Origin of the sequence: Planktosalinus lacus (genome assembly GCF_014640155.1) — a bacterium.
Classification (GTDB): Bacteria; Bacteroidota; Bacteroidia; order Flavobacteriales; family Flavobacteriaceae; genus Planktosalinus; species Planktosalinus lacus.
The window spans coordinates 127,684-154,667 of the sequence record NZ_BMGK01000008.1; the positions used below are offsets into that span (position 1 = coordinate 127,684).

At 36.1% G+C, this 26,984-nt stretch carries 28 protein-coding genes and 1 pseudogene; 17 read left to right on the forward strand and 12 right to left on the reverse strand.

Annotation, left to right across the window (positions count from 1 at the left end):
* Nucleotides 1-73: 73 nt before the first annotated feature.
* The 3 genes from purB to IEV69_RS10720 all read right to left on the reverse strand — a co-directional run bounded on the left by purB (nucleotide 74) and on the right by IEV69_RS10720 (nucleotide 2,752).
* The gene (purB, locus tag IEV69_RS10710) at nucleotides 74-1,417 is read right to left on the reverse strand and encodes an adenylosuccinate lyase (protein WP_188442295.1); all 1,344 of its coding nucleotides are present in this window, start codon (nucleotides 1,415-1,417) and stop codon (nucleotides 74-76) included.
* Between the two features lie 74 nt (nucleotides 1,418-1,491).
* On the reverse strand, nucleotides 1,492-2,052 hold the full coding sequence (locus IEV69_RS10715) for a HEAT-like fold family protein (protein ID WP_188442297.1): 561 nt from the start codon (nucleotides 2,050-2,052) through the stop codon (nucleotides 1,492-1,494).
* Between the two features lie 7 nt (nucleotides 2,053-2,059).
* Complete coding sequence (locus tag IEV69_RS10720) at nucleotides 2,060-2,752, reverse strand: SIR2 family NAD-dependent protein deacylase (protein ID WP_188442299.1); 693 nt, start codon at nucleotides 2,750-2,752, stop codon at nucleotides 2,060-2,062.
* Nucleotides 2,753-4,871: 2,119 nt separating this feature from the next.
* Between IEV69_RS10720 and IEV69_RS14045 the strand changes: the two genes are divergently transcribed.
* Together IEV69_RS14045 and IEV69_RS14050 are read left to right on the forward strand one after the other, a co-directional pair.
* Complete coding sequence (locus IEV69_RS14045) at nucleotides 4,872-6,713, forward strand: HYR-like domain-containing protein (RefSeq protein WP_444543917.1); 1,842 nt, start codon at nucleotides 4,872-4,874, stop codon at nucleotides 6,711-6,713.
* Nucleotides 6,710-6,883, forward strand: a pseudogene (locus tag IEV69_RS14050) (HYR-like domain-containing protein); the annotation flags it as partial. The gene IEV69_RS14045 and the pseudogene IEV69_RS14050, both read left to right, overlap by 4 nt.
* Before the next feature lie 8 nt (nucleotides 6,884-6,891).
* Here the strand turns inward: IEV69_RS14050 and IEV69_RS10730 are convergent.
* Nucleotides 6,892-7,056, reverse strand: coding sequence for a hypothetical protein (locus IEV69_RS10730; protein ID WP_188442302.1), 165 nt, complete (start codon nucleotides 7,054-7,056; stop codon nucleotides 6,892-6,894).
* On the opposite strand from IEV69_RS10730, the gene IEV69_RS10735 reads away from it, so the two are divergent.
* From IEV69_RS10735 to IEV69_RS10750, 4 genes are all read left to right on the forward strand, one after another.
* Nucleotides 6,986-8,416 (forward strand): T9SS type A sorting domain-containing protein, encoded by a 1,431-nt coding sequence (locus IEV69_RS10735; RefSeq protein WP_444543918.1) that lies wholly within the window; start codon nucleotides 6,986-6,988, stop codon nucleotides 8,414-8,416. The two genes, IEV69_RS10730 and IEV69_RS10735, sit on opposite strands and share 71 nt — an antisense overlap.
* A 96-nt stretch (nucleotides 8,417-8,512) precedes the next feature.
* Nucleotides 8,513-9,172, forward strand: a complete 660-nt coding sequence (locus IEV69_RS10740) for a TrmH family RNA methyltransferase (RefSeq protein ID WP_188442307.1) — start codon at nucleotides 8,513-8,515, stop codon at nucleotides 9,170-9,172.
* Between the two features lie 31 nt (nucleotides 9,173-9,203).
* Nucleotides 9,204-9,728, forward strand: a complete 525-nt coding sequence (locus IEV69_RS10745) for an SRPBCC family protein (RefSeq protein ID WP_188442309.1) — start codon at nucleotides 9,204-9,206, stop codon at nucleotides 9,726-9,728.
* 5 nt (nucleotides 9,729-9,733) lie between these two features.
* On the forward strand, nucleotides 9,734-10,096 hold the full coding sequence (locus tag IEV69_RS10750) for a VOC family protein (RefSeq protein ID WP_188442311.1): 363 nt from the start codon (nucleotides 9,734-9,736) through the stop codon (nucleotides 10,094-10,096).
* On the opposite strand, the gene IEV69_RS10755 is transcribed toward IEV69_RS10750, so the two are convergent.
* The 4 genes from IEV69_RS10755 to rlmH form a co-directional block, all read right to left on the reverse strand.
* Complete coding sequence (locus IEV69_RS10755) at nucleotides 10,097-10,867, reverse strand: carboxypeptidase-like regulatory domain-containing protein (RefSeq protein WP_188442313.1); 771 nt, start codon at nucleotides 10,865-10,867, stop codon at nucleotides 10,097-10,099. It lies immediately after the preceding gene.
* An 81-nt stretch (nucleotides 10,868-10,948) separates the two neighbouring features.
* Nucleotides 10,949-12,736 carry a DEAD/DEAH box helicase gene (locus IEV69_RS10760; protein WP_188442315.1) on the reverse strand — a complete coding sequence of 596 codons (1,788 nt, stop codon included), beginning with the start codon at nucleotides 12,734-12,736 and terminating at the stop codon, nucleotides 10,949-10,951.
* A gap of 97 nt (nucleotides 12,737-12,833) precedes the next feature.
* A complete protein-coding gene (locus IEV69_RS10765; RefSeq protein WP_188442317.1) occupies nucleotides 12,834-13,418 on the reverse strand; it encodes a non-canonical purine NTP diphosphatase in 585 nt (194 codons plus the stop codon).
* A 78-nt stretch (nucleotides 13,419-13,496) separates the two neighbouring features.
* A complete protein-coding gene (gene rlmH / locus IEV69_RS10770; protein ID WP_188442318.1) occupies nucleotides 13,497-13,970 on the reverse strand; it encodes a 23S rRNA (pseudouridine(1915)-N(3))-methyltransferase RlmH in 474 nt (157 codons plus the stop codon).
* Between the two features lie 149 nt (nucleotides 13,971-14,119).
* Here rlmH and nadC point away from each other — a divergent pair, with 149 nt between their 5' ends.
* Genes nadC through priA form a run of 3 tightly spaced genes read left to right on the forward strand, consistent with a single transcriptional unit; the run spans nucleotide 14,120 to nucleotide 18,385 of the window.
* Nucleotides 14,120-14,983, forward strand: a complete 864-nt coding sequence (gene nadC / locus IEV69_RS10775) for a carboxylating nicotinate-nucleotide diphosphorylase (protein WP_188442320.1) — start codon at nucleotides 14,120-14,122, stop codon at nucleotides 14,981-14,983.
* A gap of 10 nt (nucleotides 14,984-14,993) precedes the next feature.
* On the forward strand, nucleotides 14,994-15,935 hold the full coding sequence (locus IEV69_RS10780) for a YihY/virulence factor BrkB family protein (protein WP_188442322.1): 942 nt from the start codon (nucleotides 14,994-14,996) through the stop codon (nucleotides 15,933-15,935).
* A complete protein-coding gene (priA, locus tag IEV69_RS10785; protein ID WP_188442323.1) occupies nucleotides 15,932-18,385 on the forward strand; it encodes a replication restart helicase PriA in 2,454 nt (817 codons plus the stop codon). The genes IEV69_RS10780 and priA overlap by 4 nt, the downstream gene beginning before the upstream one ends.
* Here priA and IEV69_RS10790 read toward each other — a convergent pair whose 3' ends face one another.
* On the reverse strand, nucleotides 18,386-19,099 hold the full coding sequence (locus IEV69_RS10790) for a LytR/AlgR family response regulator transcription factor (protein ID WP_188442325.1): 714 nt from the start codon (nucleotides 19,097-19,099) through the stop codon (nucleotides 18,386-18,388).
* Between the two features lie 223 nt (nucleotides 19,100-19,322).
* On the opposite strand from IEV69_RS10790, the gene rpsF reads away from it, so the two are divergent.
* From rpsF to IEV69_RS10810, 4 genes are all read left to right on the forward strand, one after another.
* The gene (gene rpsF, locus IEV69_RS10795; RefSeq protein WP_188442327.1) at nucleotides 19,323-19,661 is read left to right on the forward strand and encodes a 30S ribosomal protein S6; all 339 of its coding nucleotides are present in this window, start codon (nucleotides 19,323-19,325) and stop codon (nucleotides 19,659-19,661) included.
* A 2-nt stretch (nucleotides 19,662-19,663) separates the two neighbouring features.
* A complete protein-coding gene (rpsR, locus tag IEV69_RS10800; RefSeq protein ID WP_188442329.1) occupies nucleotides 19,664-19,960 on the forward strand; it encodes a 30S ribosomal protein S18 in 297 nt (98 codons plus the stop codon).
* 13 nt (nucleotides 19,961-19,973) lie between these two features.
* Nucleotides 19,974-20,426, forward strand: coding sequence for a 50S ribosomal protein L9 (gene rplI / locus IEV69_RS10805; RefSeq protein ID WP_188442332.1), 453 nt, complete (start codon nucleotides 19,974-19,976; stop codon nucleotides 20,424-20,426).
* Nucleotides 20,427-20,518: 92 nt separating this feature from the next.
* Entirely contained in the window at nucleotides 20,519-20,986 is a 468-nt protein-coding gene (locus IEV69_RS10810; protein WP_188442334.1) for a DUF6495 family protein, read from the forward strand.
* Nucleotide 20,987: 1 nt separating this feature from the next.
* Here IEV69_RS10810 and IEV69_RS10815 read toward each other — a convergent pair whose 3' ends face one another.
* Nucleotides 20,988-22,223: an ABC transporter permease gene (locus IEV69_RS10815; RefSeq protein WP_188442336.1), complete on the reverse strand. Its 1,236-nt coding sequence runs from the start codon at nucleotides 22,221-22,223 to the stop codon at nucleotides 20,988-20,990.
* A 219-nt stretch (nucleotides 22,224-22,442) separates the two neighbouring features.
* Here IEV69_RS10815 and IEV69_RS10820 point away from each other — a divergent pair, with 219 nt between their 5' ends.
* The 4 genes from IEV69_RS10820 (at nucleotide 22,443) to hisS (ending at nucleotide 26,030) form a co-directional block, all read left to right on the forward strand.
* The gene (locus IEV69_RS10820; RefSeq protein ID WP_188442338.1) at nucleotides 22,443-23,138 is read left to right on the forward strand and encodes a hypothetical protein; all 696 of its coding nucleotides are present in this window, start codon (nucleotides 22,443-22,445) and stop codon (nucleotides 23,136-23,138) included.
* 11 nt (nucleotides 23,139-23,149) lie between these two features.
* Nucleotides 23,150-23,854 carry a hypothetical protein gene (locus tag IEV69_RS10825; protein ID WP_188442339.1) on the forward strand — a complete coding sequence of 235 codons (705 nt, stop codon included), beginning with the start codon at nucleotides 23,150-23,152 and terminating at the stop codon, nucleotides 23,852-23,854.
* Between the two features lie 10 nt (nucleotides 23,855-23,864).
* Complete coding sequence (locus IEV69_RS10830) at nucleotides 23,865-24,578, forward strand: hypothetical protein (RefSeq protein ID WP_188442340.1); 714 nt, start codon at nucleotides 23,865-23,867, stop codon at nucleotides 24,576-24,578.
* A 78-nt stretch (nucleotides 24,579-24,656) separates the two neighbouring features.
* A complete protein-coding gene (gene hisS / locus IEV69_RS10835; RefSeq protein ID WP_188442341.1) occupies nucleotides 24,657-26,030 on the forward strand; it encodes a histidine--tRNA ligase in 1,374 nt (457 codons plus the stop codon).
* A gap of 87 nt (nucleotides 26,031-26,117) precedes the next feature.
* Here the strand turns inward: hisS and IEV69_RS13910 are convergent, their stop codons facing one another.
* Nucleotides 26,118-26,534: a GIY-YIG nuclease family protein gene (locus tag IEV69_RS13910; RefSeq protein WP_229741433.1), complete on the reverse strand. Its 417-nt coding sequence runs from the start codon at nucleotides 26,532-26,534 to the stop codon at nucleotides 26,118-26,120.
* Nucleotides 26,485-26,748: a GIY-YIG nuclease family protein gene (locus IEV69_RS10845; protein WP_188442359.1), complete on the reverse strand. Its 264-nt coding sequence runs from the start codon at nucleotides 26,746-26,748 to the stop codon at nucleotides 26,485-26,487. The genes IEV69_RS13910 and IEV69_RS10845 overlap by 50 nt, the downstream gene beginning before the upstream one ends.
* Nucleotides 26,749-26,984 lie beyond the last annotated feature (236 nt).

A 26,984-nucleotide genomic window follows, 5' to 3' on the forward strand; every position in this document is an offset into this window, starting at 1 on the left:
CAAGAGAGACTGCATCCTAAATTTTTAACAATTGATCTCAGATACTTTTGTAAACCTAAAAGAACACATTCCTTTAAATTCCGGTATAATTTGTTGGTCGAATGTTTTTTAATTCAGTCTTTAAAGAATTAGATAAATCTAAAGAATCAATAAATTCTGAAATGATTTGCTCATTGATTTTCTGATTGGTTCGGGTGAGGCCCTTTAAAGCTTCATATGGATTGGGGTAGCCTTCTCTTCTCAATATGGTTTGAATGGCTTCTGCCACAACAGCCCAATTGTTTTCAAGGTCTTCGTTAATTTTGGTCTCATTTAAAACAAGTTTTTCCAGGCCTTTCAAGGTTGAATGCAGGGCAATTAGGGTGTGTCCAACAGGGACACCAACATTCCTTAAAACGGTACTGTCTGTCAAGTCACGTTGCAAGCGGCTGATGGGTAATTTTGCAGAAAGATGTTCAAACAATGCATTGGCAATTCCGAGGTTACCTTCTGAATTTTCAAAATCAATTGGGTTTACCTTGTGAGGCATTGCTGAAGACCCCACTTCGCCGTCTTTGATTTTTTGTTTGAAATAATCCATTGAGATATAGGTCCAGAAGTCGCGGTCTAAATCAATGATAATGGTGTTGATGCGTTTGTAAGCATCAAATAAAGCTGCGAGATGATCATAATGTTCAATCTGGGTAGTGGGGAAGGAGTGGTTTAATCCCAAACTGTTTTCAACAAAGTTTTTGCCGAATTTTTTCCAGTCAACTTTGGGGTAAGCTACAAAATGTGCGTTGAAATTCCCGGTAGCGCCACCAAATTTTGCTGCATTCTTCGTGTTTTTTAAAATGTGGAGTTGCTCTTCAAGTCTTACGACAAACACTTCAATTTCCTTCCCCAGTCGGGTAGGGGAAGCGGGTTGCCCGTGTGTTTTTGCCAGCATGGGAATGGATTTCCATGTTTCGGAAAGACTTTTTAGTTTGGAAATTAATTCATCAAGCAAAGGCACATATACTTTTTCAGTTGCTTCTTTTATTGATAACGGAATTGCCGTGTTGTTGATGTCCTGAGAGGTTAATCCAAAATGGATAAACTCTTTATATTCCTGCAAGCCTAAGGCATCAAATTTTTCTTTTATAAAATACTCAACAGCTTTCACATCGTGATTAGTTACTTTCTCGATATCTTTAATTTTTTGGGCATCTGCTGTTGTGAAGTTTTGATACATTTCACGTAAAGCAGAAAAATGAGAAATATTAAAGCTTTTCAACTGCGGTAAGGGGAGTTCACAAAGGGCAATAAAATATTCAATTTCTACGAGCACTCGGTATTTGATGAGTGCCTCTTCAGAGTAAAAAGGAATGAGGGATTTTGTTTTGGACCGGTATCTTCCGTCAATGGGTGAAATTGCCTGTAATGCGTTGGTTGCCATAGTCTTTTGAAATAAGCTGCAAAGATAACCAATTATCCTTATTTGGTAAGTATATTAAAGAAGGATTCTCCCTTTTATTGAACTGATAATTTTTTAAGAATGTGTCTTGCCCGGGCTTTAAATGCCGGCTGTTCTTCATGATAGTCTTTGTCTAAAATAATTTTTAATTCAGGGTGAATCCATTTAAACTCTTTACCCAAAAGAAACAAACAATGCATCGCATAGGCTTTTACAGCCACTTTTTGGTCTGTAATCAACCAGTCAAAACAGATTTCTGTGAGTTGCTCCCGTTGTTGTTTAGTAAGTACAAATTGTAAGGAGATTGCTTTTTTTGAGTAATAATGCAGCGTGAGCTCCTCACATATTTTTGCCATAGGTCTTACCGCCTGGGGTTTGTAAACTTTCGAAATATTGTCAAGAAACCTATCCAAATGAGGGATTAATAGTTTAATGTTTTTCAGGCAAACTAACTCCAGAATCCACGCTGCCTTGTATGAAATAGCTTCATCAACTTGAAGGCAGGTGTCCAGCAATGGCCCAAAACAGTGAGGATTCTCAAGAATGTAATTGGCCAATACTTCCCGATCTTTTCGATAAGCTTTTAGCTCCAGTAATTGTTGTGTAAAAAATTTCAAAACGGGCTTACAGGCTTTTTAATTTTTCAATAAAAACAGGGACTCCCAGTGTTGCGGTAGCCGGAATAATTTCGACTTTATTTGCCATTCCGTAAACACTGGCCGGTTTTGGGTCAATATAAAAAACAGGTGAATGTGAAGGAGCATAATTCATCAGTCCGGCAGCCGGATATACTTGCAAAGAGGTTCCTATGACCACGACGATTTCTGCAGTTTCGGTTATTGTTATCGCTTCTTCTATTGCGGGAACGGCCTCACCAAACCAAACAATATGGGGTCTTAACTGACCGTTTTTAGGACAGCAATCACCGATATTAATATCTTTTTTCCAATCTAAAATATAGCTTTCATCCAAAGTGCTTCGCACCTTAAGGAGTTCGCCGTGCAAGTGTAATACCTTTGAGCTTCCGGCACGTTCATGAAGGTCATCTACATTTTGGGTAATGATGTGCACATCATATTCACTTTCCAGTTCGGCAAGTGCTTTATGGGCAGTATTGGGTTTAACATCCAGTAACTGCCGTCTTCTTTTGTTGTAAAAATCCAAAACGATGTCAGGATTTTTATTCCATCCTATGGGAGAGGCTACTTCCATAACATCGTGCCCTTCCCACAGGCCGTCATCACCCCTGAAGGTATTAATGCCGCTTTCAGCGCTCATTCCTGCTCCGCTAAGGACTACAAGTTTTCTTTTAGCCATATAATTTTGGGTAATTTCTTAATAGAGAATATAAATATAACGTAAAAAAATTATTGGCAAACAGCTTTAAAATATGTAAGTGGATTGTCGCCTAAAAAATTAAAAACTAAATATAAATCGAATGTTTATTGAGGTTAATGTACGTGTTTACACGTAGTTATAAGTAGGAATTAAATTAAAAATTAATGTTACTTATGTATTTTGTGCAATTTTTCTCACCATTCGTCTAAAAATCAAAAAACCGGGTTAATAATAATTTTAATATAGATAAAATAGACAAATACGTTAAAAATTCCTTGGTAGAACAAACTGATTTTCAAAAATAGCAACCTTATCGTAGCTCTTAAATAGCTATAAGAATCAACGAGAAATCAATTCAAATGGATTCTTAATGAATTGTTTTTCATTATTAAGAAATACCCTTTTTAAATCCAATTAAATATCCATAATAATAAAATTATTTTTAAAACTTGATGAAGGCCGATGTTAAAATATAATTTCTGAGAACTTGATTGAAAAACATTGAATTTATGTATTTTGTGTTATCTTTTATGCCTTTCATCTAAATATATTGCTTATTTCGTTAAAAAGAATAATGAATGATTAAATTTGTGTATCTCCTCAAAGGTTTTTTAACCAAAGCACAATCAACATATTTTTTCTCCTCTATGGTACTTTTACCATGTACATTTTTCATATTATTTATCTCCTCTATGGCTCTTTAGCCACACATTTTACATATTTATTTATCTCCTCAATGGTTTATTAACCACAAGCCATATACATTTTTATTGCTCCTTATTTATTAAGCTGTAACATTTTGATGCCTAGGCGATTAATTGTTACGGTGACTTATTTGACCTGTTTTGCTTGTATAAAATTTTAATTAATAATTCTAACACAAAATCTAACAACTATGTTAAAAGATTACTATTGTAGGTTTTCTCCTCCAAATGAGGTTGAAAATCTAAATGTGAAGAGGAGAAAACAAAATCCGTTAAAAGATTTTGTGAGTAGCATGACGACACTTGCTGTGGTTGTGCTATTTGTATTTGGAGGACCGCAAGTGTTCTCGCAAATTATTATTGAACAAGGAGCCGAACGGGCAAATTTTGGTGTAGATTCCGATGTTTGTGCTGATGAAACAACTTTCATTTTTGATCCTTGTACTGACATTCAAGAACCATCCGGTGATACTGCCGATGACTGGTTTAAGTGTGGCAGTGCGCTCAATAAAGGAGTGATAGATGAAAACAATTCAGGGCCTACAGGAAATCAATCCGTTACTTACGGTATGTCAGAAGACCAATTTTTTGAATTAAACAACATGGTTTGGCTCGATGCACTTTATGTAAGAGACCCAAACTCTGCTGGCAGCAATAAAGACTTTTCGGTTTTTAGAGCAGGTTCAAACAAAAACGCTGATAATCCGGGAACCTGGAATATTGGAAACGGTAGCATCCCACAAAAAAATGACATTATTGATGTGTATGCACATTTACGCAGAGATGTCACTAACACTGAAAATTCCGATTTATGGGCATTTTTAGGTGCTTCTACTCGTTCAGGAGACGGATCTGCGTATGTCGACTTTGAATTTTTCAGAGAAGAATTAGCCTATAATACAGGTTCAGGTGATTTACAAAATTTGGGACCTGATGGTGGCCATACTGCCTGGAATTTCGACGGAAGTGGAGATATCTCCCAACTTGGAGATATCATAATGTCTTTGAATTTTGAAAACGGAGGTGAAATTATTGACGGTCATATCTTTGTATGGGTAAAACCATCAGAATTGCCCGGAGGAAGTATTATAGCATTAAACGCTTTATTGGAAAGCAATCCAGATGCTAAATTCCAATTTGTAGTTAACAATGGTCAGCCCGTTTTTGAATCGGGTGATGGAACTAATGGTTATGGTTATGCAGAAATCGAGCTTAAAACCCCGACGACATGTCCACTTGGAGAGCCAAATATTGCTTTTGCTCAAATCAATTCGACACCTGTACCTGCTGCACCCTGGGGGACTCTTACAGGGCCACAGGCCAATCAGGTAGCTAATTATCCAGCTTTTACTTTTATCGAATTTGGTATTAATTTTACTGAGTTTGGTTTTGATATGGTATCAATAGGAGGCAGTGGCAATGGAGGTGATCCTTGCGGCGCATTATTTGGAGGAATTATAGTCAAAACCCGTTCATCGGCTTCTTTTACTTCAGAGCTAAAAGATTTTGCCGGACCATTTCCATTTGGAGATGTTGAGGAACCTACTGTAGCAATTGACGGAAATAACCTTGATTGTAATTCAGAATCAGTAACCTTAACAGCTGAAACTAACGGTCAAGTTGATTTACAGTATGAATGGTATCAAGATGGTGTATTAATTCCCGGACAAGTTACCAATGAATTAATTGTTACTGTTGCCGGAGTTTATAAAGTTATCGTTACGGCCCCCGGAATTGGAGGACCTGGAACAGGATGTATTTCTGAGGATGAATTTGAAGTTCTGGTAATTATCCCTGATTCTATAGTGGTAAATTGTCCTGTGGATGGAGAAATTGTAGCTTGCTTATCTCAGGAAGCTATTGATACTGCTTTAAATGAATGGTTTGAAAATTTCACCTACTCAGGTGGTCAAGGCGAATTGAATGCAGTGTATGAAGTAAACGGTCAAGAAATAGACATAAACACTTATACATTACCAACGTTCACACCTTGTACAGGAGGAGTTATAACGGTTTCACTTACCGTTACTGATGAGTGTGAACAAGAAGAAACGTGTTCTTCAACATTTAGTGTGGCGGGAGATGATGAAGCACCAACTGCTTCAAACCTTGATCCTATAACTGTAGCTTGTATTGATGATATTCCTAATGCGGATATCACCGTAGTTACAGATGCTGCAGATAATTGTGGAGCGCCTATTGTAACACACGATGGAGACGTATCTGATGGTGATTCTTGTGAACCCATCATTACGAGAACCTATAAAGTTGCTGATGCTTGTGGTAACTTTATTAATGTGACACAAACCATTAATATCGAGTTTGAAGACTTTACACTTCCAGCAGATGAAGACAGTCAGATTGCCTGTGTATCAGAGGCATTAGTGCCTGTACCACCAGTTGTAAATGATAACTGTGGTAATGTGATCACACCAATCGGACCTGTTCAAGGTGGCACGTGTGGTCCTTGTGAGGGTACTATTACCTATACGTGGAACTATTTAGATTGTGCTGGCAACAGTAACGACTGGGTATATACATACAATGTAGTAGTAGAAGATTTTGCGAGCAATATGCCTGCAAATCAAGGAAGCACAGTAGCTTGTGCATCAGATGCTATAGCACCTGTACCACCGGTAGTCAATGACTATTGTGGTGCTCCAATCACACCAACGGGTCCAACGCAAGGCGGCACTTTTGATAACTGTGAAGGTACTATTACCTTTACCTGGAACTATGCTGATTGTGTAAACAACAATCACGACTGGGTATATACATATACAATAGAGGGTGGTGATATCACATTACCCGCTAATGCAGGAAGTACAGTAGCTTGTGCATCAGAAGCAGTAGCACCTGTACCACCAGTTGTAAGTGACAGCTGTGGTAACGTGATCACACCCATCGGACCAACGCAAGGCGGAACGTATGTAGACTGTGAGGGTACTATTACCTATAGCTATAGCTATGCAGACTGTGAAGGCAACAACCATGATTGGGTATATACATACACTATCGAGGTGGAAGACTTTACGCTTCCAGCAAACGAAGGTAGTTTAATAGCCTCTGAATCAGAAGCAGTAGTACCGGTGCCACCAGTTGTAAATGACAACTGTGGTAACGTGATCACACCAACGGGTCCAACGCAAGGCGGAACGTATGTAGACTGTGAGGGAACAATTACCTTTACCTGGAACTNGACAACAATCACGACTGGGTATATACATATACAATAGAGGGTGGTGATTTCACATTACCCGCTAATGAAGGAAGTACAGTAGCTTGTGCATCAGAAGCAGTAGCACCTGTACCACCAGTTGTAAGTGACAGCTGTGGTAACGAAATCACACCCATCGGACCAACGCAAGGCGGAACGTATGTAGACTGTGAGGGTACTATTACCTATAGCTATAGCTATGCAGACTGTGAAGGCAACAACCACGATTGGGTATATACATACACTATCGAGGTAGAAGACTTTACGCTTCCAGCAAACGAAGGTAGTTTAATAGCCTCTGAATCAGAAGCAGTAGTACCGGTACCACCAGTTGTAAATGACAACTGTGGTAACGTGATCACACCAACGGGTCCAACGCAAGGCGGAACGTATGTAGACTGTGAGGGTACAATTACCTTTACCTGGAACTATGCAGACTGTGAAGGCAACAACCACGATTGGGTATATACATATACTATCGAGTTGGAAGACTTTGCGATCAATATGCCTCCTGATCAAGGAATCCAGACCACTTGTATATCACTGGCAGTTCAGAATGTACCGATTGAGGTAAATGATAGTAATGGTAATCCAATCACACCAACGGGTCCAGCAATAGGCGGAACGTATGTAGACTGTGAGGGTACTGTTACCTATACCTGGAATTACGCTGATTGTGCAGGCAACAACCATGACTGGGTATATACATATACCATAGTAGTGGAAGATTTTGCAATCAATATGCCTGCAAATGAAGGCAGCCAGATTGCTTGTGCATCAGATGCAGTAGCGCCAGTACCACCAGTTGTAAATGACAATTGTGGTAATCAAATCACACCAACCGGTCCAACGCAAGACGGAACCTATGATGGCTGTGATGGAACAATTACCTTTGTCTGGAACTATGCTGATTGTGCAGGCAACAACCACGATTGGTTGTATACGTACACTTTAGAGGGTGGTGATATTACATTGCCCGCTAATGAAGGAAGCATAGTAGCTTGTGCATCAGAAGCAGTAGCACCTGTACCACCGGTTGTCAATGACAGCTGTGGTAATGTAATCACACCAACGGGACCAACGCAAGGCGGAACGTATGTTGACTGTGAGGGTACTATAACCTATAGCTATAGCTATGCAGACTGTGATGGTAACAACCAAGACTGGGTATATATATACACTATCGAGGTGGAAGACTTTACAATGCCTTCTAATGAGGGTAGCACAGTAAATTCTGGACAACAGGCTGTAGAGCCCGTACCACCTACAGTATATGATAATTGTGGTAATCTGATAACACCAACAGGTCCAACCCTTGGTGGAGGCTTTGTAGATTGTTATAGTTTTACCATAACCTATACTTGGAACTATGCTGATTGTGAAGGTAACAATCATAACTGGGTGTATACATACTTAGTAGTTCAGGAAGAGCGTTTGAACGACACAAGATGTATGATGTCTATTGATTTCAAAGCATATCCTGTACCGTTTGATGGTAAATTGAATATTGAATACAAATTTGAATTTGATACCAAAGTTACTCTTGAAGTATTTGATGTCAGAGGAAGGTTAATCAATACTGTTGAAAACTACAATTACTCACAAGGTAAACTAGAAACAACAGTGATAGACATGTCTCGTGCAAACGATCAAGTTTATTTCATTCAGTTAACTACCAATAGAGGAGTTGTTATTAAGAAAGTTGTATCGTCAAACAAATAAGACGTAACAATTAAGCTTACAATTTTAAGTAGGGTTGCCAATTGGCAACCCTACTTTTTTTTATTCATTTTTATACTTTTACAAAAAATAATATAAATGGATACAGTTGCCCTCTTAAAATACCTTGAATCATATTTAACAGATAAAAGAAAAGAATTGTTCAGGGAAGTGTTAAAACAGCGGACCCGGCATTTTACTGTGGTTACTGAAGATGTATATCAGCTTCATAATACCAGTGCGGTGATGCGCACTTGTGACATTTTTGGGATACAAGACCTTCACGTAGTTGAGGAAATTCAGGGAAAACGCATTGATAAGGAAATAGCGATGGGTGCTCAAAAATGGGTTGATTTGTACCGCTTTGAAAGTATTGACGAATGTATCACTAGTTTAAAAGATAAAGGATATCGCATTATAGCTACCACACCACATAAGGATTCGCAGTTTTTGGATGATTTTGATGTAACCCAAAAAGCCGCTTTTTTCTTCGGAAAAGAATCTACCGGTTTATCAGACAAAGTTTTTAAACAAGCAGATGGATTTCTAAAGATTCCTATGTATGGTTTCACTGAAAGTTTAAATATTTCTGTTTCGGCGGCAATTATTTTACAAAACACTGTGTCGAAATTAAAAAAATCTAATATCTCCTGGCAACTATCTGAAGAAGAACAATTAAAGAAACGTGTTGATTGGGCTAAAAAAACAATTAAAAGTGTAGACACTATCTTAGAAAGATACACAGGAAGAAAAAAATAATTATATTTAAATATCTAAAAACAAACTAACTATGATATTCCTATATATATTGGCAGCAATAGTGTTGATTTTGATAATTTTAATGAGTATAGCCCCCAAAAATTATCACGTAAACCGTTCTGTAATCATTCAACGTCCACTCAGTGAAGTATTTGAATATATCAAGTATATAAAAAATCAGGATAATTGGTCTCCCTGGGGAAAGAAGGACCCTGATATGGAAAAAACTTTTACAGGAACCGATGGAACTGTAGGTTTTATTTCGCACTGGAAAGGCAATAAACAAGTGGGTGAAGGGGAACAGGAAATTACCGGAGTTTTTAAAAACGAACGTTTAGAAACAAAACTACGATTTTTGAAACCCTGGAAATCTGAAAGTGATGCCTATATAAAAGTTGAAGAAGTGACCCCAGAAACAACTAAGGTCATATGGGGTTTCAGTGGGGTGAATAAACCACCCGGAAATTTGTTTATGGTATTTTTCAATATGGATAAAACAGTTGGAAAAGATTTTGAAGAAGGCTTATTAAATTTAAAACAACAACTTGAAAAATAAATAGTATGGTCACTTGGTTTGAAATTCCTGTAAACGACATGCTTCGCGCCAAAACATTTTATGAAAAAGTTTTTGGTGTATCGATTGAACTTCACAATTTTGGTGGACTTGAGATGGGATGGTTTCCTCATCGAGAAGGAGAAACATTGGCTACCGGCACTCTTATTAAACAAGAAAGTTACGTACCAAGTGCTGAAGGTACATTAATCTATTTTGCTTCGAAAGATGTTCAAATAGAACTGGACAGAGTAGAAAAAGCAGGCGGAAAAATTTATCAACAAAAAACTCAAATATCACCTGAGCACGGCTTTATGGGTGTATTTAATGACACTGAAGGCAACCGGGTTGCTTTACACTCTTTGAAATAATTAATTTTTCCTTCGGTTCAATACACGATATTCTTCATAACACTCACTCATAGCATCCAAAATTTGAAGATCATTGGCAGTGCGGATAAAGGTTTCTGAGTAGTTACAATTATTTAAAATTTCATCGATATCGACTTTTTCGAGTTGTAAAACAACCATCAGGGTTTCTCTGTCAAATTTACTTTGCAAAAGGTTTCGAATGTTGTCATCAGTTTTCATTTGACGTAGTTTTCTCATTTGTGCAGGCCGTTTACCAAACACATTATACAGGAAATCAGCAGGGTTGAAGACAGCACTCATAGCTTTGCTTACTGCAGATGGCTGATTTTGCCCTCCTTCATAACCGGTATTTAAACCAGAGATACTATATCTATAATTGTCATAAATGGGAATAATTTTAGCATCCACTTCAAGGTAACCGGTCAATTGTACCGGGCGTAAAACAACTTCCTCTAGAGCTATTCCCAACTCAGTCATTTTAATTTTAATTTCACCAAATTTAAACCAATCATTTGTAACTCTAACCCTGATTGATTTAAATCCTAAATAAGAAAAATAGAGGGTGTCATTCACCTTAGCAGAAATTGAAAATGAGCCGTCTTCTTTTGAAATGGAACCAATCACCTGGTTCATATTAACAATATGAACATTTTCAATTGGGGTATCGTTAGCATCATTCAGAACTTTTCCATTAATCTTTTGGTTTTCATCTTGTGAAAAGATGTTTAAGGAAATGGTTAGAAGAAATATTAAAAAACCTATTTTTTTCATTGCAAAATCTATTGCCTAAAGATAAAAATATAGCACAAACTAACGAATGAAATTAAAAACATTAATCAAAAATTAACAGCCTTATGAACGACGGCGTCTTCTACCACCTGTTCCGGGTGCTGATGAGTCTGAGCTTCTGCGTTTTCCTCCGCCGGCAAATTTTGAATTGTTTTTGCTTTTAAAGTCTGGTTTCCCTTTACCTTTTGAAAAATCATTATTTCGACCTCTCTTGCCACCGTCGTCTCTTCGTCTGCGATTGCCACGATCTTTTCCGCCTCCATCTTTAGATACTTCTACATTGACGTTTCTTCCTTCCAATTTAAAATCTTCAAAGATACCAAGAACCAGTTCCTGATGTTTTGCATCGGTATTAAAAAAGGAAAAGCTATCTTTTACATCTACGCGATATACATCATCTTTGCCTAAACTGAGCAAATCTCTCAAGAAATCTTTTAAACTCATCCAGTCAAAACCGTCTTTTGAACCTACATTTAGAAAGTATCGTGTGGTATCTTCATTGTGGGCATCGTCTCTTGAGCTGCCTTCGTTTACATTGAGATCTTTAGCGTTTTTATATCGGCTGAAGAATCGACTGAACTCAACGGAAAAAACTTTTTTAATCAAGTCTTCTTTACTAAGTCCTTCAAGTACTTCTTCAATGTTGGGTAGATACGCATCAATATCGTGATTGATTTCGGTATTTTTGATGCTATTTGCTAAATGAAACAATTGAATTTCACATATTCCCATCCCATTGGGAATTTCTTTGGAAATAAATTTTTGTTGAATTATTTTTTCAATAGAGCGTAACTTACGCACTTCACTCTTAGAGACAATTGTCATTGAAACACCATTTTTTCCGGCACGTCCTGTACGACCGCTTCGGTGTGTATAGATTTCAATTTCATCTGGCAATTGGTAGTTGATCACGTGAGTGATGTCGTCTACATCAATTCCGCGGGCAGCTACATCTGTAGCTACCAACATTTGAATTTGACGATTTCTAAACGATTTCATTACCAAATCACGTTGATTTTGACTTAAATCACCGTGGAGGGCGGCAGCGTTATACCCATCTTCAATTAGGTTTTCTGCTACCTTTTGAGTATCTCTTTTAGTTCTGCAAAATACCACTGAAAATATATCCGGATTTGCATCGGACAGTCTGCGTAATGCCTGATAACGATCACGTGCATTGACTGTATAATACTCGTGTGTAACGTTTTTTGTACCAGTATTTTTTGTTCCCACAGTTATTTCAACCGGGGTGTTCATAAATTTTTTGGCAATATTTGAAACTTCTTTGGGCATGGTTGCCGAAAAAAGCCAGGTGCTTTTATCTTTTGGAGAATGTGAAAGAATATCTGTGATGTCTTCATAAAAGCCCATATTGAGCATTTCATCTGCTTCATCGAGAATGCAATATTCAATTTTTGAAATATCAATCATTCCTCGGCTGATCATATCTTTCATTCTGCCGGGAGTTGCAACTATAATTTGTGCGCCTCGTTTTATGTCTCTAGCCTGATCGTTGATACTGGCACCTCCATAAATGGCTACAATGTTTAAACCCGAAACATATTTGCTGTAGTTTTTTAATTCATTGGTAATTTGCAAACATAATTCTCTAGTAGGAGAAAGGATTAAACCTTGGGTGGTTCGGCTACTAGCATTTATTTTTTGAATTAATGGAAAACCAAATGCGGCGGTTTTTCCTGTTCCTGTTTGCGCTAGTGAAACCATATCGGTTTCTTTAGAAAGTAAAATGGGTATTGTTTTTTCTTGAACTTCAGAGGGGGTTTCAAACCCCATGTCGGCCACTGCCCGCAATAAAGCCTCGTTGAGACCTAAATCTTTAAAATTTGTCATATTTATTTTTAAATTGGCTGCAAAGGTACGCTTATTTATTGATTTGTAGGATGCTATGTGTTAGTTATTTGTTTGACAAGTGTTTAGGCAAAATATTTTATTTTTTATTTTCTGAATTTAAAAATAAAAGTAATTCTTGCACAGCTTTACCACGGTGTCCGATTTGATTTTTTAATTTTAAATCCATTTCTGCGAAGGTGCGATCATATCCTTCGGGTTTAAAAATCGGGTCATATCCAAATCCTTGATTACCTGTTTTTTGATGTGTAATCGTGCCTTTGCATACTCCTGTAAATGTGTAGTTCTTTTTGCCAATTAACAATGAAATGACAGTTTTGAATTGTGCGTTTCTATTTTTGGAGTGTTTTAGATTTTCCAAAAGTTTGTCCATATTCTCGTTTGCGTCCTTATTATTACCGGCATAGCGGGCACTGTAAACACCTGGCGCTCCGTTGAGAGCTTCCAATTCAAGACCGGTGTCATCAGCAAAACAATCATAACCGTAATTGTCTTTGATAAAAGTTGATTTTTGGAGAGCATTGCCTTCAATGGTGTTTGCTGTTTCGGGAATATCAATGGTACAACCAATTTCCTCTAAACTTAATAGTTCAATTTGAGCAGGGAGTTGAACTTTAACTTCTTTTATTTTATTAGAGTTGTTTGTTGCAAATACAAGTTTCATAATTAATATGATTTCAAGGTTCAAGGCTCAAAGATAAAGGGTTTGAAATTTGGTGCTTGTAATTTGGAATTTATTTTTTTATCGGTGGTGGTAGGGTTCGTTTTTTAAAATTGTGAAGGCTCTGTATAGTTGTTCAATGAAAAACAGACGAATCATTTGATGTGAAAAAGTCATTTGTGAAAGAGAAATTTTACCGTTGGCTCTCATATAAATGACGTCATCAAATCCATAAGGACCTCCAATAATAAATACTAATTGCTTAATACCACTGTTCATTTTTTTCTGAATATATTCTGAAAACCCAACAGAAGAAAGTCCTTTTCCTTTTTCGTCTAGTAAAATGACAACATCTGTTGCATCAATATGCTTCAGTAATAACTCACCTTCTTTGACTTTTTGTTGCTTCTCAGTAAGTGACTTTGTGTTTTTGATATCGGGTAGTATTTGAAAATCAAAACTGATATAAAATCCCAGGCGTTTTACATACTCATCAATCATTAGCCCCATGTATTTATGGTCTGTTTTTCCAATGGCGATTAGTTTGATTTTCATTTAAATCTTAAATTTTCGTGTTTGTTTCAGTTTTTAAAAACTGAACTGGGCTAACATCCATTAATTGCAATTCAAAAATAGTTCTTTTTGAGTGAATCTCTTTGCCCAATATAGATTTGAATTCATTATTTTAGCTAAAAAATGGCACAATGATAACACCAGAGCAGTTTAATAAAGAAATTAACCTAATCATAACCAATGCTATAAGGGAAGATATTGGCGATGGCGATCATAGTTCGTTGGCCTGTATCCCTTATGATGCCATGGGTGAAGCAAAGCTTCTTATTAAAGACAAAGGCATTCTTGCCGGGGTAGAGTTTGCCAAACAAGTTTTTGATTATGTTGATCCGGGACTGGAAGTAGAGGTCTTGATTCCTGATGGAGAAAGAGTGAAGTATGGAGACGTTGCATTTTATGTTTCCGGCTTATCGCAGTCAATTTTAAAATCTGAACGTCTTGTGTTAAATGCGATGCAAAGAATGAGTGCCATTGCTACTAAAACAAATGAATTTGTAAAACTGCTGGATGGCACAAATACAAAAATACTGGACACCAGAAAAACCACTCCCGGAATACGCGCACTCGAAAAGTGGGCTGTAAAAATTGGAGGAGGTGAAAACCATCGCTTTGCTTTATATGATATGATCATGCTCAAAGACAATCACATAGATTTTGCCGGAGGAATTACCAAAGCAATTCAAACCACAAAACAATATTTAATCGAAAATAAACTAAATTTAAAAATTATAGTTGAAGCCAGAAACCTCAATGAAATAAAAGAGATATTGCAAAACAAAGGTGTGCATCGCATTTTGATTGATAATTTTAACTTTGATGACACAAAAAAAGCAGTAGAGATGATAGGGAATACCTGTCAAACAGAGTCATCAGGCGGGATAACTTTAGAGACAGCAAGAAAATATGCCAATTGTGGAGTTAATTTTATTTCAACGGGTTCAATTACGCACTCGGTTTCAAATTTAGATATGAGTTTAAAAGCAATTGACGGATAAGACCTTTTTTATGTCTGAAGAAATAGAAGAAAAGTTATTAAAAATTCCGCTGTTGCGAAATTTAGTTTTGATTGGAAAGCGCATCAAATTTCCTGTATTTAAAGGACTTTCTTTATATGACTTGATAGAAACTTACATTGTTGGTATTGCGAAAGGTGCGTTTTCAGCCAGGGCAGGAGCCATTGCTTTTAGTTTTTTTATGGCACTGTTCCCTTTTATTTTATTTGTTTTAAACTTGATTCCATATGTTCGTATTCAAAATTTTCAAGAAGAATTTTTAAGACTTATTGACGAATTATTACCTCCGCAAACAGCAGAATTTTTTCAACCCATTCTACTTGATATTGCTGCCAATCCGCGCGGAAGTTTACTTTCTTTTACTCTTTTATTGTCTATTTTTTTAATGGCCAATGGAGTCAATGCTATTTTCTCAGGATTTGAGTATTCTTTTTATGTTGATAAAAACCGTTCAGTTATCAGGCAGTATGTAATTGCTTTGGTTGTCTCCGTTTTTTTGGCTTTTGTGTTATTTGTATCTGTTATATTATTGTTGTTAGGTCAATATGTTATTCATTTTCTGAGTGATGAAGGTTTGATGCTGGATGTTGTTTTGTGGGTGAGTGTGCTTAGGTATGTTTCCTTTTTTGTATTAATTTATGTGATTATTGCCACGCTCTATTATTTTGGAACTAAAGAAAGCAGAAAATATAGGTTCTTCTCTGTTGGAGCCATCTTAACTACACTACTGTTTTTGGTCACTACTTATCTTTTTGGGGTTTATATAGAAAACTTTTCCTCATATAATGAACTATACGGATCTATTGGTGCGATATTAATTATGATGCTTTATATCTGGATTAACTCCAACTTGCTTTTACTTGGATTTGAACTTAATGTTACTATTTATAAATTGAAGGGTCGAAAACGAAAACACAGTACATTTGAAGAATGAATTATTTTATAGATGTAATCGTGCCCATTCCAATTCAAAATCTTTTTACATACAGTGTAAATAAAGATGAAGCACTGTTTTTAAAGCCGGGAATGCGTGTGACTGTTCCATTTGGGAAATCAAAAGTGTATACGGCCATAGTTTTCAGTGTGCATTCTCAAGAGCCCGGAAGCTACAAAACCAAAGAGATTGAACAAATTCTCGATGAAAAGCCCATCGTTACTGAACTTCAAATACAACATTGGCAATGGATGGCAAGTTATTATATGTGTACTTTGGGAGAAGTATTAAGAGCTGCCGTCTCCAAAGCATTTCTGCTGGAGAGCGAAACAATCATTGCACTTAATAATACCATTGAAATTGATGATGCATTGTTGAATGATGATGAATTACTCATCGTAGAAGCGCTTCAGCTGCAAAAAGAACTTAGAATACAAGAAGTTCAGGATATTGTCAATAAAAAGGCTGTGTTTACCATGTTGCATCGCCTGGTTGATCAAAAAATAATTGTATCAAAAGAAGAGGTTGTTGAGCAATATAAACCTAAAATGGTAAAGTTTGTTCAAATTCACAGCAACTTTTCATTACCCGAAGGACTGCAAAAATTATTAGAACAATTGGCTACTGCAAAAAAGCAAAAAGAAGTTGTGATGCATTATTTCACAATGAGTTCAAAATCAAAACAACCAATTCAATTAAAAGAACTTCAACAATTAAGCAATGTGTCAGATTCTGTTATCAAGGCACTTGAAAACAAGGGGGTTTTAGAAATTTATGAATTGAGAAAAGACCGAATTGATTTTGATGGTGAAGAAATACAAGCCATAAAAAACTTAAGTGAGCCTCAACAAAAAGCGTTTTTAGAAATAAAAGAACATTGGAAATCAAAACCTGTAACACTTCTGCACGGTATTACGTCAAGTGGAAAAACTGAAATTTATGTAAAACTGATTGAAGAAGTTTTAAAAAACGGAAGACAAGTGCTTTATATGCTTCCGGAGATTGCACTCACTACACAGCTAATTAACAGGTTAAAATTATATTTTGGAGATAAAATAGCAGTGTACCATTCAAAATACTCTACAAATGAACGGGTGGAAGTCTGGCAAAACGTACTCAATCAAAAAGAAAAAGCTCAATTGGTCATAGGAGCGCGGTCGTCTATGTTTTTACCATTTCAGAACCTGGGTCTTGTTATAGTAGATGAAGAACACGAACCTTCTTACAAACAATACAGTCCGTCGCCCAGATATCATGCCAGAGATGCTGCAATTGTTTTGGCAAATCTACATAAAGCTAATGTTATGCTGGGTTCTGCAACACCAGCATTGGAAACTTATTACAATGCACAAAACCATAAATATGGACTCGTGAGTTTAACCAAACGCTTTGGGGATGTGAAATTACCAGATATTGAATTAATAAATCTTCGGGATTCTTACCACAAAAAGCAAATGCAAGGCCATTTTTCAAAGCAACTGCTTGAAGCCATAAAAAAAGCATTATCTGAAAATGAACAAGTGTTGTTGTTTCAAAACCGCAGGGGATTTTCCCCTACAGTTGAGTGTCTTACCTGTGGAAATTCACCGCAATGTCCAAACTGTGATGTAAGTTTGACTTATCATCAACACAAAAGACAATTGCGATGTCACTACTGTGGTTACCACATAGCTATGCAAGAAGCCTGTATGGCTTGTGGAAGTTCACATCTTGACACCAAAGGGCTAGGTACAGAACAAATTGAAACAGAGTTGAAATCAATTTTTCCTGATAAAAATATTGCACGCATGGACCAGGACACTACCCGAGGCAAACACGCCTATGAAAAACTGATAGAAGGTCTTGAGCAAGGTGAAATTGACATTATGGTGGGTACTCAAATGCTCGCCAAAGGGCTGGATTTTAGAAATGTAAGCTTGGTGGGGGTTATGAATGCTGATAACCTTCTCAATTATCCGGATTTTAGAGCTTTGGAAAGAAGTTTTCAATTACTGCTTCAGGTTTCAGGCAGAGCAGGGAGGACCTCCAAACAAGGAAAAGTTTTTATTCAGTCATTCAATCCCAAACATCCCATTTTGCAACAAGTGGTATCTCAAAATTATGAAGAAATGTACAACATGCAAACTGTTGAACGTTTTGATTTTAAGTATCCCCCATACTATCGTTTGATTAAGATAACTGTGAAAGACAGAAAGTTTATAAAAATGCAAACTGCTGCAACATGGCTGGGAGCGTCCTTAAGAAATGTTTTCAAAGAAAATATTTTGGGGCCAGAGCAACCACCAGTTGGTCGTATTAGAAATGAGTACATCACCAACTTATTGGTCAAAATACCCGGAAATCAATCTGTAAAAAAATCTAAAGAAATTATCAGAAAAATTGAAAGAAGTTTTCTCTCAATCAAAGATTTTAGAAGTGTAAAGCTAACGATTGATGTAGATAATTATTAATTAACTATTAAATGAAGAGCTTAACGCTTCCACTAAAGCTGTTTTTTTGTTTCGGCTTAAAGGTAAAAACTCTTTTTCAACTTCAACAGTTTTGCTATTATAGCGTTCCACACGATCAAGGTTGACAATGTAAGATTTGTGGATTCTCATAAAGCGATCCTGGGGCAGCAATGCGGCGAACGACTTCATGGTTGAAAGCACTACGAGCGATTCGTGGTCTGTTACCAATTTTACATAATCGCCAAGAGCTTCAATATATTTTAGCTCATTTAGGAAAACTTTTCGTTTTTTGAGATTGCTTTTCACAAAGATAAAATCTTCATCATCAAAGCCTTCGTCGTTTTTGAGTTTGAAATTTGTAATTGCTTTATGCACTGCATTGAGAAAACGTTCTTTGGTAATGGGTTTTCTCAAATAGTCAACAGCATCATAGTCAAATGCCTTGAATGCATATTTAGTTTTTCCAGTTATAAATATGATTTGTGGTTTTTGTGTCAAATCATCTAACAAGTCAAAGCCAGATAAAATTGGCATTTCAATATCTAGAAAAACCAAGTCAATTTTATTGTTAAGTAAACCCATTTTAGCCTCAATTGCATTGTTATATTCGGCAACAAGGTTTAATGATGGATGGTTTTGAACCAGTCTTACAATCGATAAACGTTGCAAACTGGAGTCATCTACGATAACACAATTTAATACAACTTTTTCCACTAATTTCCCAATTATTTAATCATGACAATATTAATTAAAATATCGATAAACTGCAACTTTTATTAACTTTTAACGAATTAAAGATTAAAATATATGCCTTTGTGTAAGAAAAATAGCTTCTTATAACGCTTTGAATATTCCAAATTAAATACTATTTTTGCACCCTCATTTACAGAAGTATAAACTGTAGGTGAACAATAATAATTAATTTAAACATATTTTTATGAATCATTATGAAACTGTTTTCATCTTAAATCCCGTTTTATCTGAAGACCAGATAAAGGAAACAGTTAAGAAATTTGAAGATTTTCTTGTTTCTAACGGTGCTAAGATGATATCCAAAGAAAATTGGGGCTTGAAAAAACTTGCTTACCCAATTCAACACAAAAAAAGTGGTTTTTATCACTTATTTGAATTTACTGTACCCGGTGAGGTGATTACACCTTACGAACTTACATTTAGAAGAGACGAGCGCGTGATGCGTTATTTAACTGTAAAGCTGGACAAGCACGCAATTGCCTGGGCTGAGAAAAGAAGAAACAGAAACAAAGAAAACGCTTAATTATGGCCACTTTAGAACAACAATCAAAAGGAAAAAAAGACGGAGAAATCAGATATTTGACTCCCCTTAATATTGACACCAGTAAAAACAAAAAGTACTGTAGATTTAAAAGATCAGGTATTAAATATATTGACTACAAAGACCCAGACTTCTTATTGAGTTTCGTAAACGAGCAAGGTAAATTGTTGCCTAGAAGACTTACAGGAACTTCTTTAAAGTACCAGCGTAAGGTTGCCGTAGCTGTAAAACGAGCGCGTCACCTGGCTTTAATGCCTTATGTAGCAGATTTATTAAAATAAAAAATAGCACGACATGGAAGTTATATTAAAAAATGACGTTGAGAATCTAGGATTTGCAGACGACTTAGTAACTGTTAAAAACGGTTATGCAAGAAACTTTTTGATTCCTAAAGGCCACGCTATTTTAGCTACACCTTCAGCAAAAAAAGTACTTGCTGAAACATTAAAGCAGCGTGCATATAAAGAACAAAAATTAGTTGATGAAGCAAAAAAGCAAGCTTCTAAATTAAGTAATCTTGATATAAAATTAACTGCAAAAACAGGTGAAGGAGATAAACTTTTTGGTTCTATTTCCAATGCCGATTTAGCGGATGCACTTGAAAAAGAAGGAATCTCAATTGAGAAGAAATTTATTAATGTTGCAGGTGGTTTGGTTAAAAGAACCGGGCAATATGAAGCATCTATCCGTTTCCACAGAGAAGTTGTTGAAACTTTAAGTTTCTCTGTAGTAGCAGAAGCAAAATAAATTTTAAATTATTTTATTTAAAATAAGCCTTTTGAAGAAATTCTTAAGGCTTTTTTAATTTTTCATTTCTATTTAAAAGTCAATTAATACCAATGAAATACTCACGACTCACCAAAGAGCAATTTGAAAGTCTTCATGAAGAATTTACAAGGTTTTTAGCAAGTCAATCCATCACTGCCGATGAATGGGAAAAAATTAAAAAAGAAACCCCTCAGGTTGCAGAAGATGAGCTGGATGTTTTTAGTGATTTAATATGGGAAGCAACGTTGTCTAAAGTTGAATTTCTGGAAAACTGGAGTCAAAATCAGGTATATCTGTTTGCTTTCGGCGAAAGCCAAATCAACCTTATAGCCGTGAAAATTAAAAAAGCTGATGTTGATTTGTTAACCAATGAAGGCATTCAATGGCTTGAAAAAAATATTGGAGCAGACGAAGTTGAGCTTTATGAAGGAACAAAAAACTTCAACGACGAGCGAAAAATTGAAATATTTGATTACATCAAAGAAGGGGCAATTATAACGGATGGAGGTTTTTACAACACTTTAAGAGAGTTGTTATAACTTACTCATATCTAAGTGATTCAATAGGATCCAGTTTTGCTGCTTTTGCCGCGGGATAAGAGCCCGCAATCACTGCAACAACAAATGAAATTATAGTTGCCGCTATCATAGCAGCCCAAGGCAAACTATAGTCAAACTTTAAGGCAAGTGCAAATAAGTATCCTCCCACAATTCCTAAAAAAATTCCAAGCAAACCACCCAATTGGCCAATCAGTACAGTTTCAATGATGAATTGGTTTGCGATGGTTTTGCTTTTAGCCCCTAGAGATTTTCTTACACCAATTTCTCGGGTGCGTTCTGTCACTGAAACCAACATAATATTCATCAGGGCAATTGACGATCCAAAAATGGTAATGATGCTGATAATCCAGGCTGCAGCTTCAAGGTAACCGGTGATACTTGTAATTCGGTTGATTAAATCATCACTTCTTACCATTCCAAAGTTAGATTCTTCTAGCGGGCTCAATCCTCTTATATTCCTGAATGTAATAATGGCCTCTTCCTGAGCGATATCAAGCATTTCGGCATTGTCTACCATTACACTTATATTGTAGTTGATATTGGGTTGAGTAAAGATGCTTCTTGCTGATTGTATGGGCAATAACACCCTTAAATCCTGGTTGTTACCAAATGTGGAGCCTTTTTCTTCCAAGACGCCAATTACTTTAAATTTGGCGCCGCGTATGCTTATTGTTTTGTCAATTGGATTTTCATCTTTGAATAAACCTTTCAAAAAATCAGACCCCAAAACACATACATTATTGTTATTTCCTATATCAAACACATTAAACTCTCGTCCTAATTGAAGTTTCAATCCGGAGTTGTCTATATAATTTTCATTTACCCCTAGGACCTGAACTTCTGGATCGGTTTTATTGCTTTCATATTTTACTTCTGCTCCAACGGTACCTGTGAAAGAAACCGCAGTTTTGGTGAGGGGAAAATTATAAGTGTCTTCAAACTGCTTAATGTCTCTGTAACTGATGACTGGGTTAACTTTTTCACGTTCTCCTGAACGTTGTATTTCGAAGTCATAACGCTGAAGTGAAAAGGTATTGGATCCCATTGAAGCAAAATCACCTGTAATGGTGTTTTCAAGAGATTTAACTGCGCTTAAAATCATTACCAAAGCAAAGACTCCAATACCTATAATTAGAACAGTTAAAATCGTGCGCAGGAGCTGGGTTCTTATAGAATCTAAGGCAATGCGAATATTCTCTCTTAAAAGGCCAAACATTGAATGTTATTTAATTCAAAGATATGTATTAGTAGTAAACAAAATGTTACAAAATATAAAAATTAAATTATCATGTTTAACAAGAATAGTTATGTGATTCAAGTATATTAAGTAAGAAAAACCCTATTAAATATTGCATTATATCGAAAATATAAGTAATATAACGTATATTTATTGTTTTGTATTATATTTGAAGTGCCCATTATTAAATCTTAACCTATGAAAAAGCAGATATTACTTTTGTTTTGCTGCCTTATTTTTGAGAGTTCTTTTTCTCAGGAAGGTTTTGTAGGTATCAATACTTCAGATCCTCAACAAACACTTCATATAGCGGAAAGTGATTCTTCTTTTAGAGTTGAAATGCTGGATAGTATTAATAACCTATCTAACCGTAACGTGATGAATGCTCCTTTATTTGTGGATGAAAATGGTGTTTTAACCTTAGAGTTTGAGTTACTCCACAATACTAATTCAGGAGATGAAATTGATATTCTTGCACCTTCTTCCTCAATTACACAGTTTGGTGTTGAAAATATAGATCAGGAAATTTTCAGTAAGATAGTTACTGTCGACCGGCCTTCCTATTTGGAAATTAAATTCAGTTTGAGTTTTGAAGTATTTTTAAATGACCAAAATGACAAAATTACTGATCAGTTAGCCAGAGTAATTAGAAACTATGTGTTGTTAAATGGAAGTACTGCCAGAAAATATGGTATGACATCCAAATGTTATATCAATTCACACTTAAATGGCGTAAGTACAACCTATTATAACAATGCTTCTACTTATATTTTTCTTCCGGCAGGAACACACACCATAAGTTTTTATGGAAGTGTTGGAAGTGGATCTACAACCGATTCAACTCATGTTAAGTTTGGGGTTGCTCAAGATCAAATATTAATGAGAATATATTAATTAGTGCACTTATGAAAAATTATTACTCAGCCATATTTTTTATTTTTGTCTCAACAAGCATCTTTGGTCAAGTGGGCATTGGAACAACAAATCCTGATGCAACTTTGCATATTGCAGGTGAACAATCTACAGTCAGAATTGAAGCTTTGAACGAAGTAAACAATCCACTTAATGATGGTATTAAGTTGGCTCCTACGTATGTTCAAAAAAATGGTGAAATTACGCTTAAACCTTCCGAAGTTATCTCTGAATCTATCCATATCATAGATGCCTCTTCTGCATTTTCAGTTCCTGTAGTTGCTGAAAACAATAATAGTTCAAGTACAATTACAAATGTTTATAATTATCAAATTACACTGCCTTCAGAATCATTTATTGAAGTAAAATACAGTTTGTCATATAATATTTTTGAAACTTATGATCCGGTAAGTGAAACCGGAGTTAGAATTTTTGATGGTCAATCCAGGCAGATAAAAACTTATTTTACAATTGACTCTGGCGTTGACAAATTTGGTCAAATAAGTCAAAATTATTACAATATTTCAACAGGTGGTGGTCCGGGCACCTTTTACAACAATGGATTTGCCTATATTTCTTTAGCCCCAGGTACTTATACACTTAATTTTTATGTTGATTTAGCCGGTCATGTAGATAATACTACGGCGGTATTGCTTGGAGGGTCTGAATCACTACTAAGAATTAGATTTTATAATTAATTTAAAGATTATGAAAAATATATTATTTTTTTTACTCCCTTTATACACTTTTGGTCAAGTGGGCATTCACACATCGAATCCGGAATCAACGTTGCACGTTGCCGGAGAGAATTCTAATGTAAAAGTGGAAGGTTTGAATGCTATTAACAATCCAAATAATTTAGGGTCAGAATCAACAAGTAGAGTGTATGTTGATGCAAATGGCGATTTGGTTTTAGGTGACAGAGATGATAATTTACGCTTCATAATGGATAATGAAGATTATATACCAAACAACAGAGAACAGAAAGTGGTTCAAACAGGAACTGGTGATAATTTTACCTATTTGGTCCCCAATAATCACACTTTTCCATCTTTTACACTTACTGATGACGCAGTCATAGAAATCAACTATTCACTTAGCTGGCGTATTGAAAGAAATATTCCCCAAAAAATTAGTGATAATGGCGCGAGGACTGTAAAATCTACAATTTTTATATATGACCACGCAACTTCGACCTATTTACCCACTACTTATGCTTTAACAGCCCAATTTTATTCCAATGGGGATTCATCCAAAGGTGCAGACCGGTTTTTTTACAGTACGGGCTCAGATTATGTTTCATTACCTCCCGGAACTTATACCGTTCATTTTGGAGGGCTGGTAGCTGGTTTCGGGAATGATAATATCTTCGCTTATTTTGGAGCTGATAAAGACCAGTTGCAAATATTGGCCTATTACTAGAACATTTTAAATACTTCTTATTTTTTTTTGTCGCTTTTTGACAAGAATTAAAGATATTTGTGCCTCAAACTTTCAGTTATGGCAAAGAAACCTTCTATTCCTAAAGGCACACGCGATTTTTCACCACAAGATGTGGCAAAGCGAAATTATATTATGGATACCATCAAAAGCAGTTTTAAGCTCTATGGTTTTCAACCCATTGAGACGCCTTCTTTTGAGAACTCTGAAACATTGATGGGGAAATATGGTGAAGAAGGGGACCGGTTGATCTTTAAAATTTTGAACAGCGGAGACTTTCTAAAAAAGCTTGATGCTTCCGCTTTAAGCGAAAAAGACAGTCAGCACATCACCTCTCACATTTCTGAAAAAGCATTGCGGTATGATCTAACAGTGCCCTTTGCACGCTATGTAGTCCAGCATCAAAACGAACTCGTCTTTCCTTTTAAACGCTACCAAATGCAGCCCGTGTGGCGTGCAGATCGTCCTCAAAAAGGACGCTTCAGAGAGTTTTGGCAATGTGATGCAGACGTAGTGGGATCAGACTCACTGTGGCAAGAAGTGGAGTTAGTTCAACTTTATGATGAAGTGCTTTCAAAATTACAGCTTCACAGGTGCACGATTAAAATCAATAATCGAAAAATTCTATCAGGGATTGCCGAAGTAATTGGGGCAGAAGATAAACTCATTGACTTTACGGTAGCGCTTGATAAATTGGACAAAATAGGTGAGGAAGGCGTTAAAAAAGAAATGTTGGAAAAGGGAATCTCTGAAAGTGCTATTGAAAAACTACAAACACTGTTTAGCTTTAAAGGAAATACATCAGAACGTTTGAACAGCCTTTCTGAGTTATTGACAAACTCTCAATTAGGTCTTCAAGGAATTGAAGAAGTAAAATTTGTAATTGATACAGTACAAAACCTTGGGTTAATATCGTCTCACCTGGAGCTTGATGTTACTCTTGCACGCGGATTAGACTATTATACTGGAGCCATCTTTGAGGTATCTGCACCTGAGCGTGTGCAAATGGGAAGCATTGGGGGTGGAGGCCGTTATGACGATCTCACCGGTATTTTTGGCTTAAAAAATATGAGCGGAGTGGGAATTTCTTTTGGATTGGATCGTATTTATCTGGTACTGGAAGAGCTGCAATTATTTCCTAAAACAGTGGAACAAAATACCCGTGTACTTTTTATAAACTTTGGTAATGAAGAAGCATTTTATGCTATGCAAGCTATTTCTTTTTTAAGAAAACATAACATTGCAGCCGAATTGTACCCTGATGTTGCAAAAATGGGCAAACAAATGACCTATGCCGATAAAAGGGAAATTCCCTTTGTAGTTCTTGCTGGAGGAAATGAGATTGCTTCAAAAACCTATACTTTAAAAATTATGCAAACAGGAAGCCAGGAAAGTTTTAGCCTGGATGGATTAATAGAGACAGTCAAGCATTGAGTAAATAAAAAATTAATCTTCATCAGGGATTTTTTGTAGCGAGAGGGGGGCACGATCCCCCGTCCGCCTCTGGCGGATATGAATCCTCTATCTATTTTTATAAAAAGGAAGCACTTTTTCTGAGATAATTTTTCTCCCAATCCCGGATTTTAGAAACTTTTCTTTTTTCATGGCCTCTTTTTTAATTGAAAAGAATTCAACATAAACAACAATCCAAGGTCTGAACTTAACTGTGTATCCTTTATTTGAAAATGTGTTGTGAGAATAGAATCTTTGAATTAAAGATGAGGAATATCCAATATATATTTTATCAAATTTTATTGAATACAGTACATATGTGACAAACTCATTCATTCTGTAAAAATAAAAAAATCCCCAATTTTCATTAGGGATTTTTTGTAGCGAGAGGGGGGCACGATCCCCCGTCCGCCTCTGGCGGATATGAATCCTCCATCTATTTTTTATAAAAAGGAAGCACTTTCTCTGAGATAAATTTTCTCCCAATCCCGGATTTTAGAAACTTTTCTTTTTTCAAGGCCTCTTTTTTAGTTGAAAAGAATTCAACATAAACAACGATCCAAGGTCTGAACTTAACTGTGTATCCTTTATTTGAAAATGTGTTGTGAGAATAGAATCTTTGAATTAAAGAGGAAGAATATCCAATATATATTTTATCAAATTTTATTGAATACAGTACATATGTGACAAACTCATTCATTCTGTAAAAATAAAAAAATCCCCAATTTTCATTAGGGATTTTTTGTAGCGAGAGGGGGGCACGATCCCCCGTCCGCCTCTGGCGGATATGAATCCTCCATCTATTTTTTATAAAAAGGAAGTATTTTCTCTGAGATAAATTTTCTCCCAATCCCGGATTTTAGAAACTTTTCTTTTTTCAAGGCCTCTTTTTTAGTTGAAAAGAATTCAACATAAATAACGATCCAAGGTCTGAAC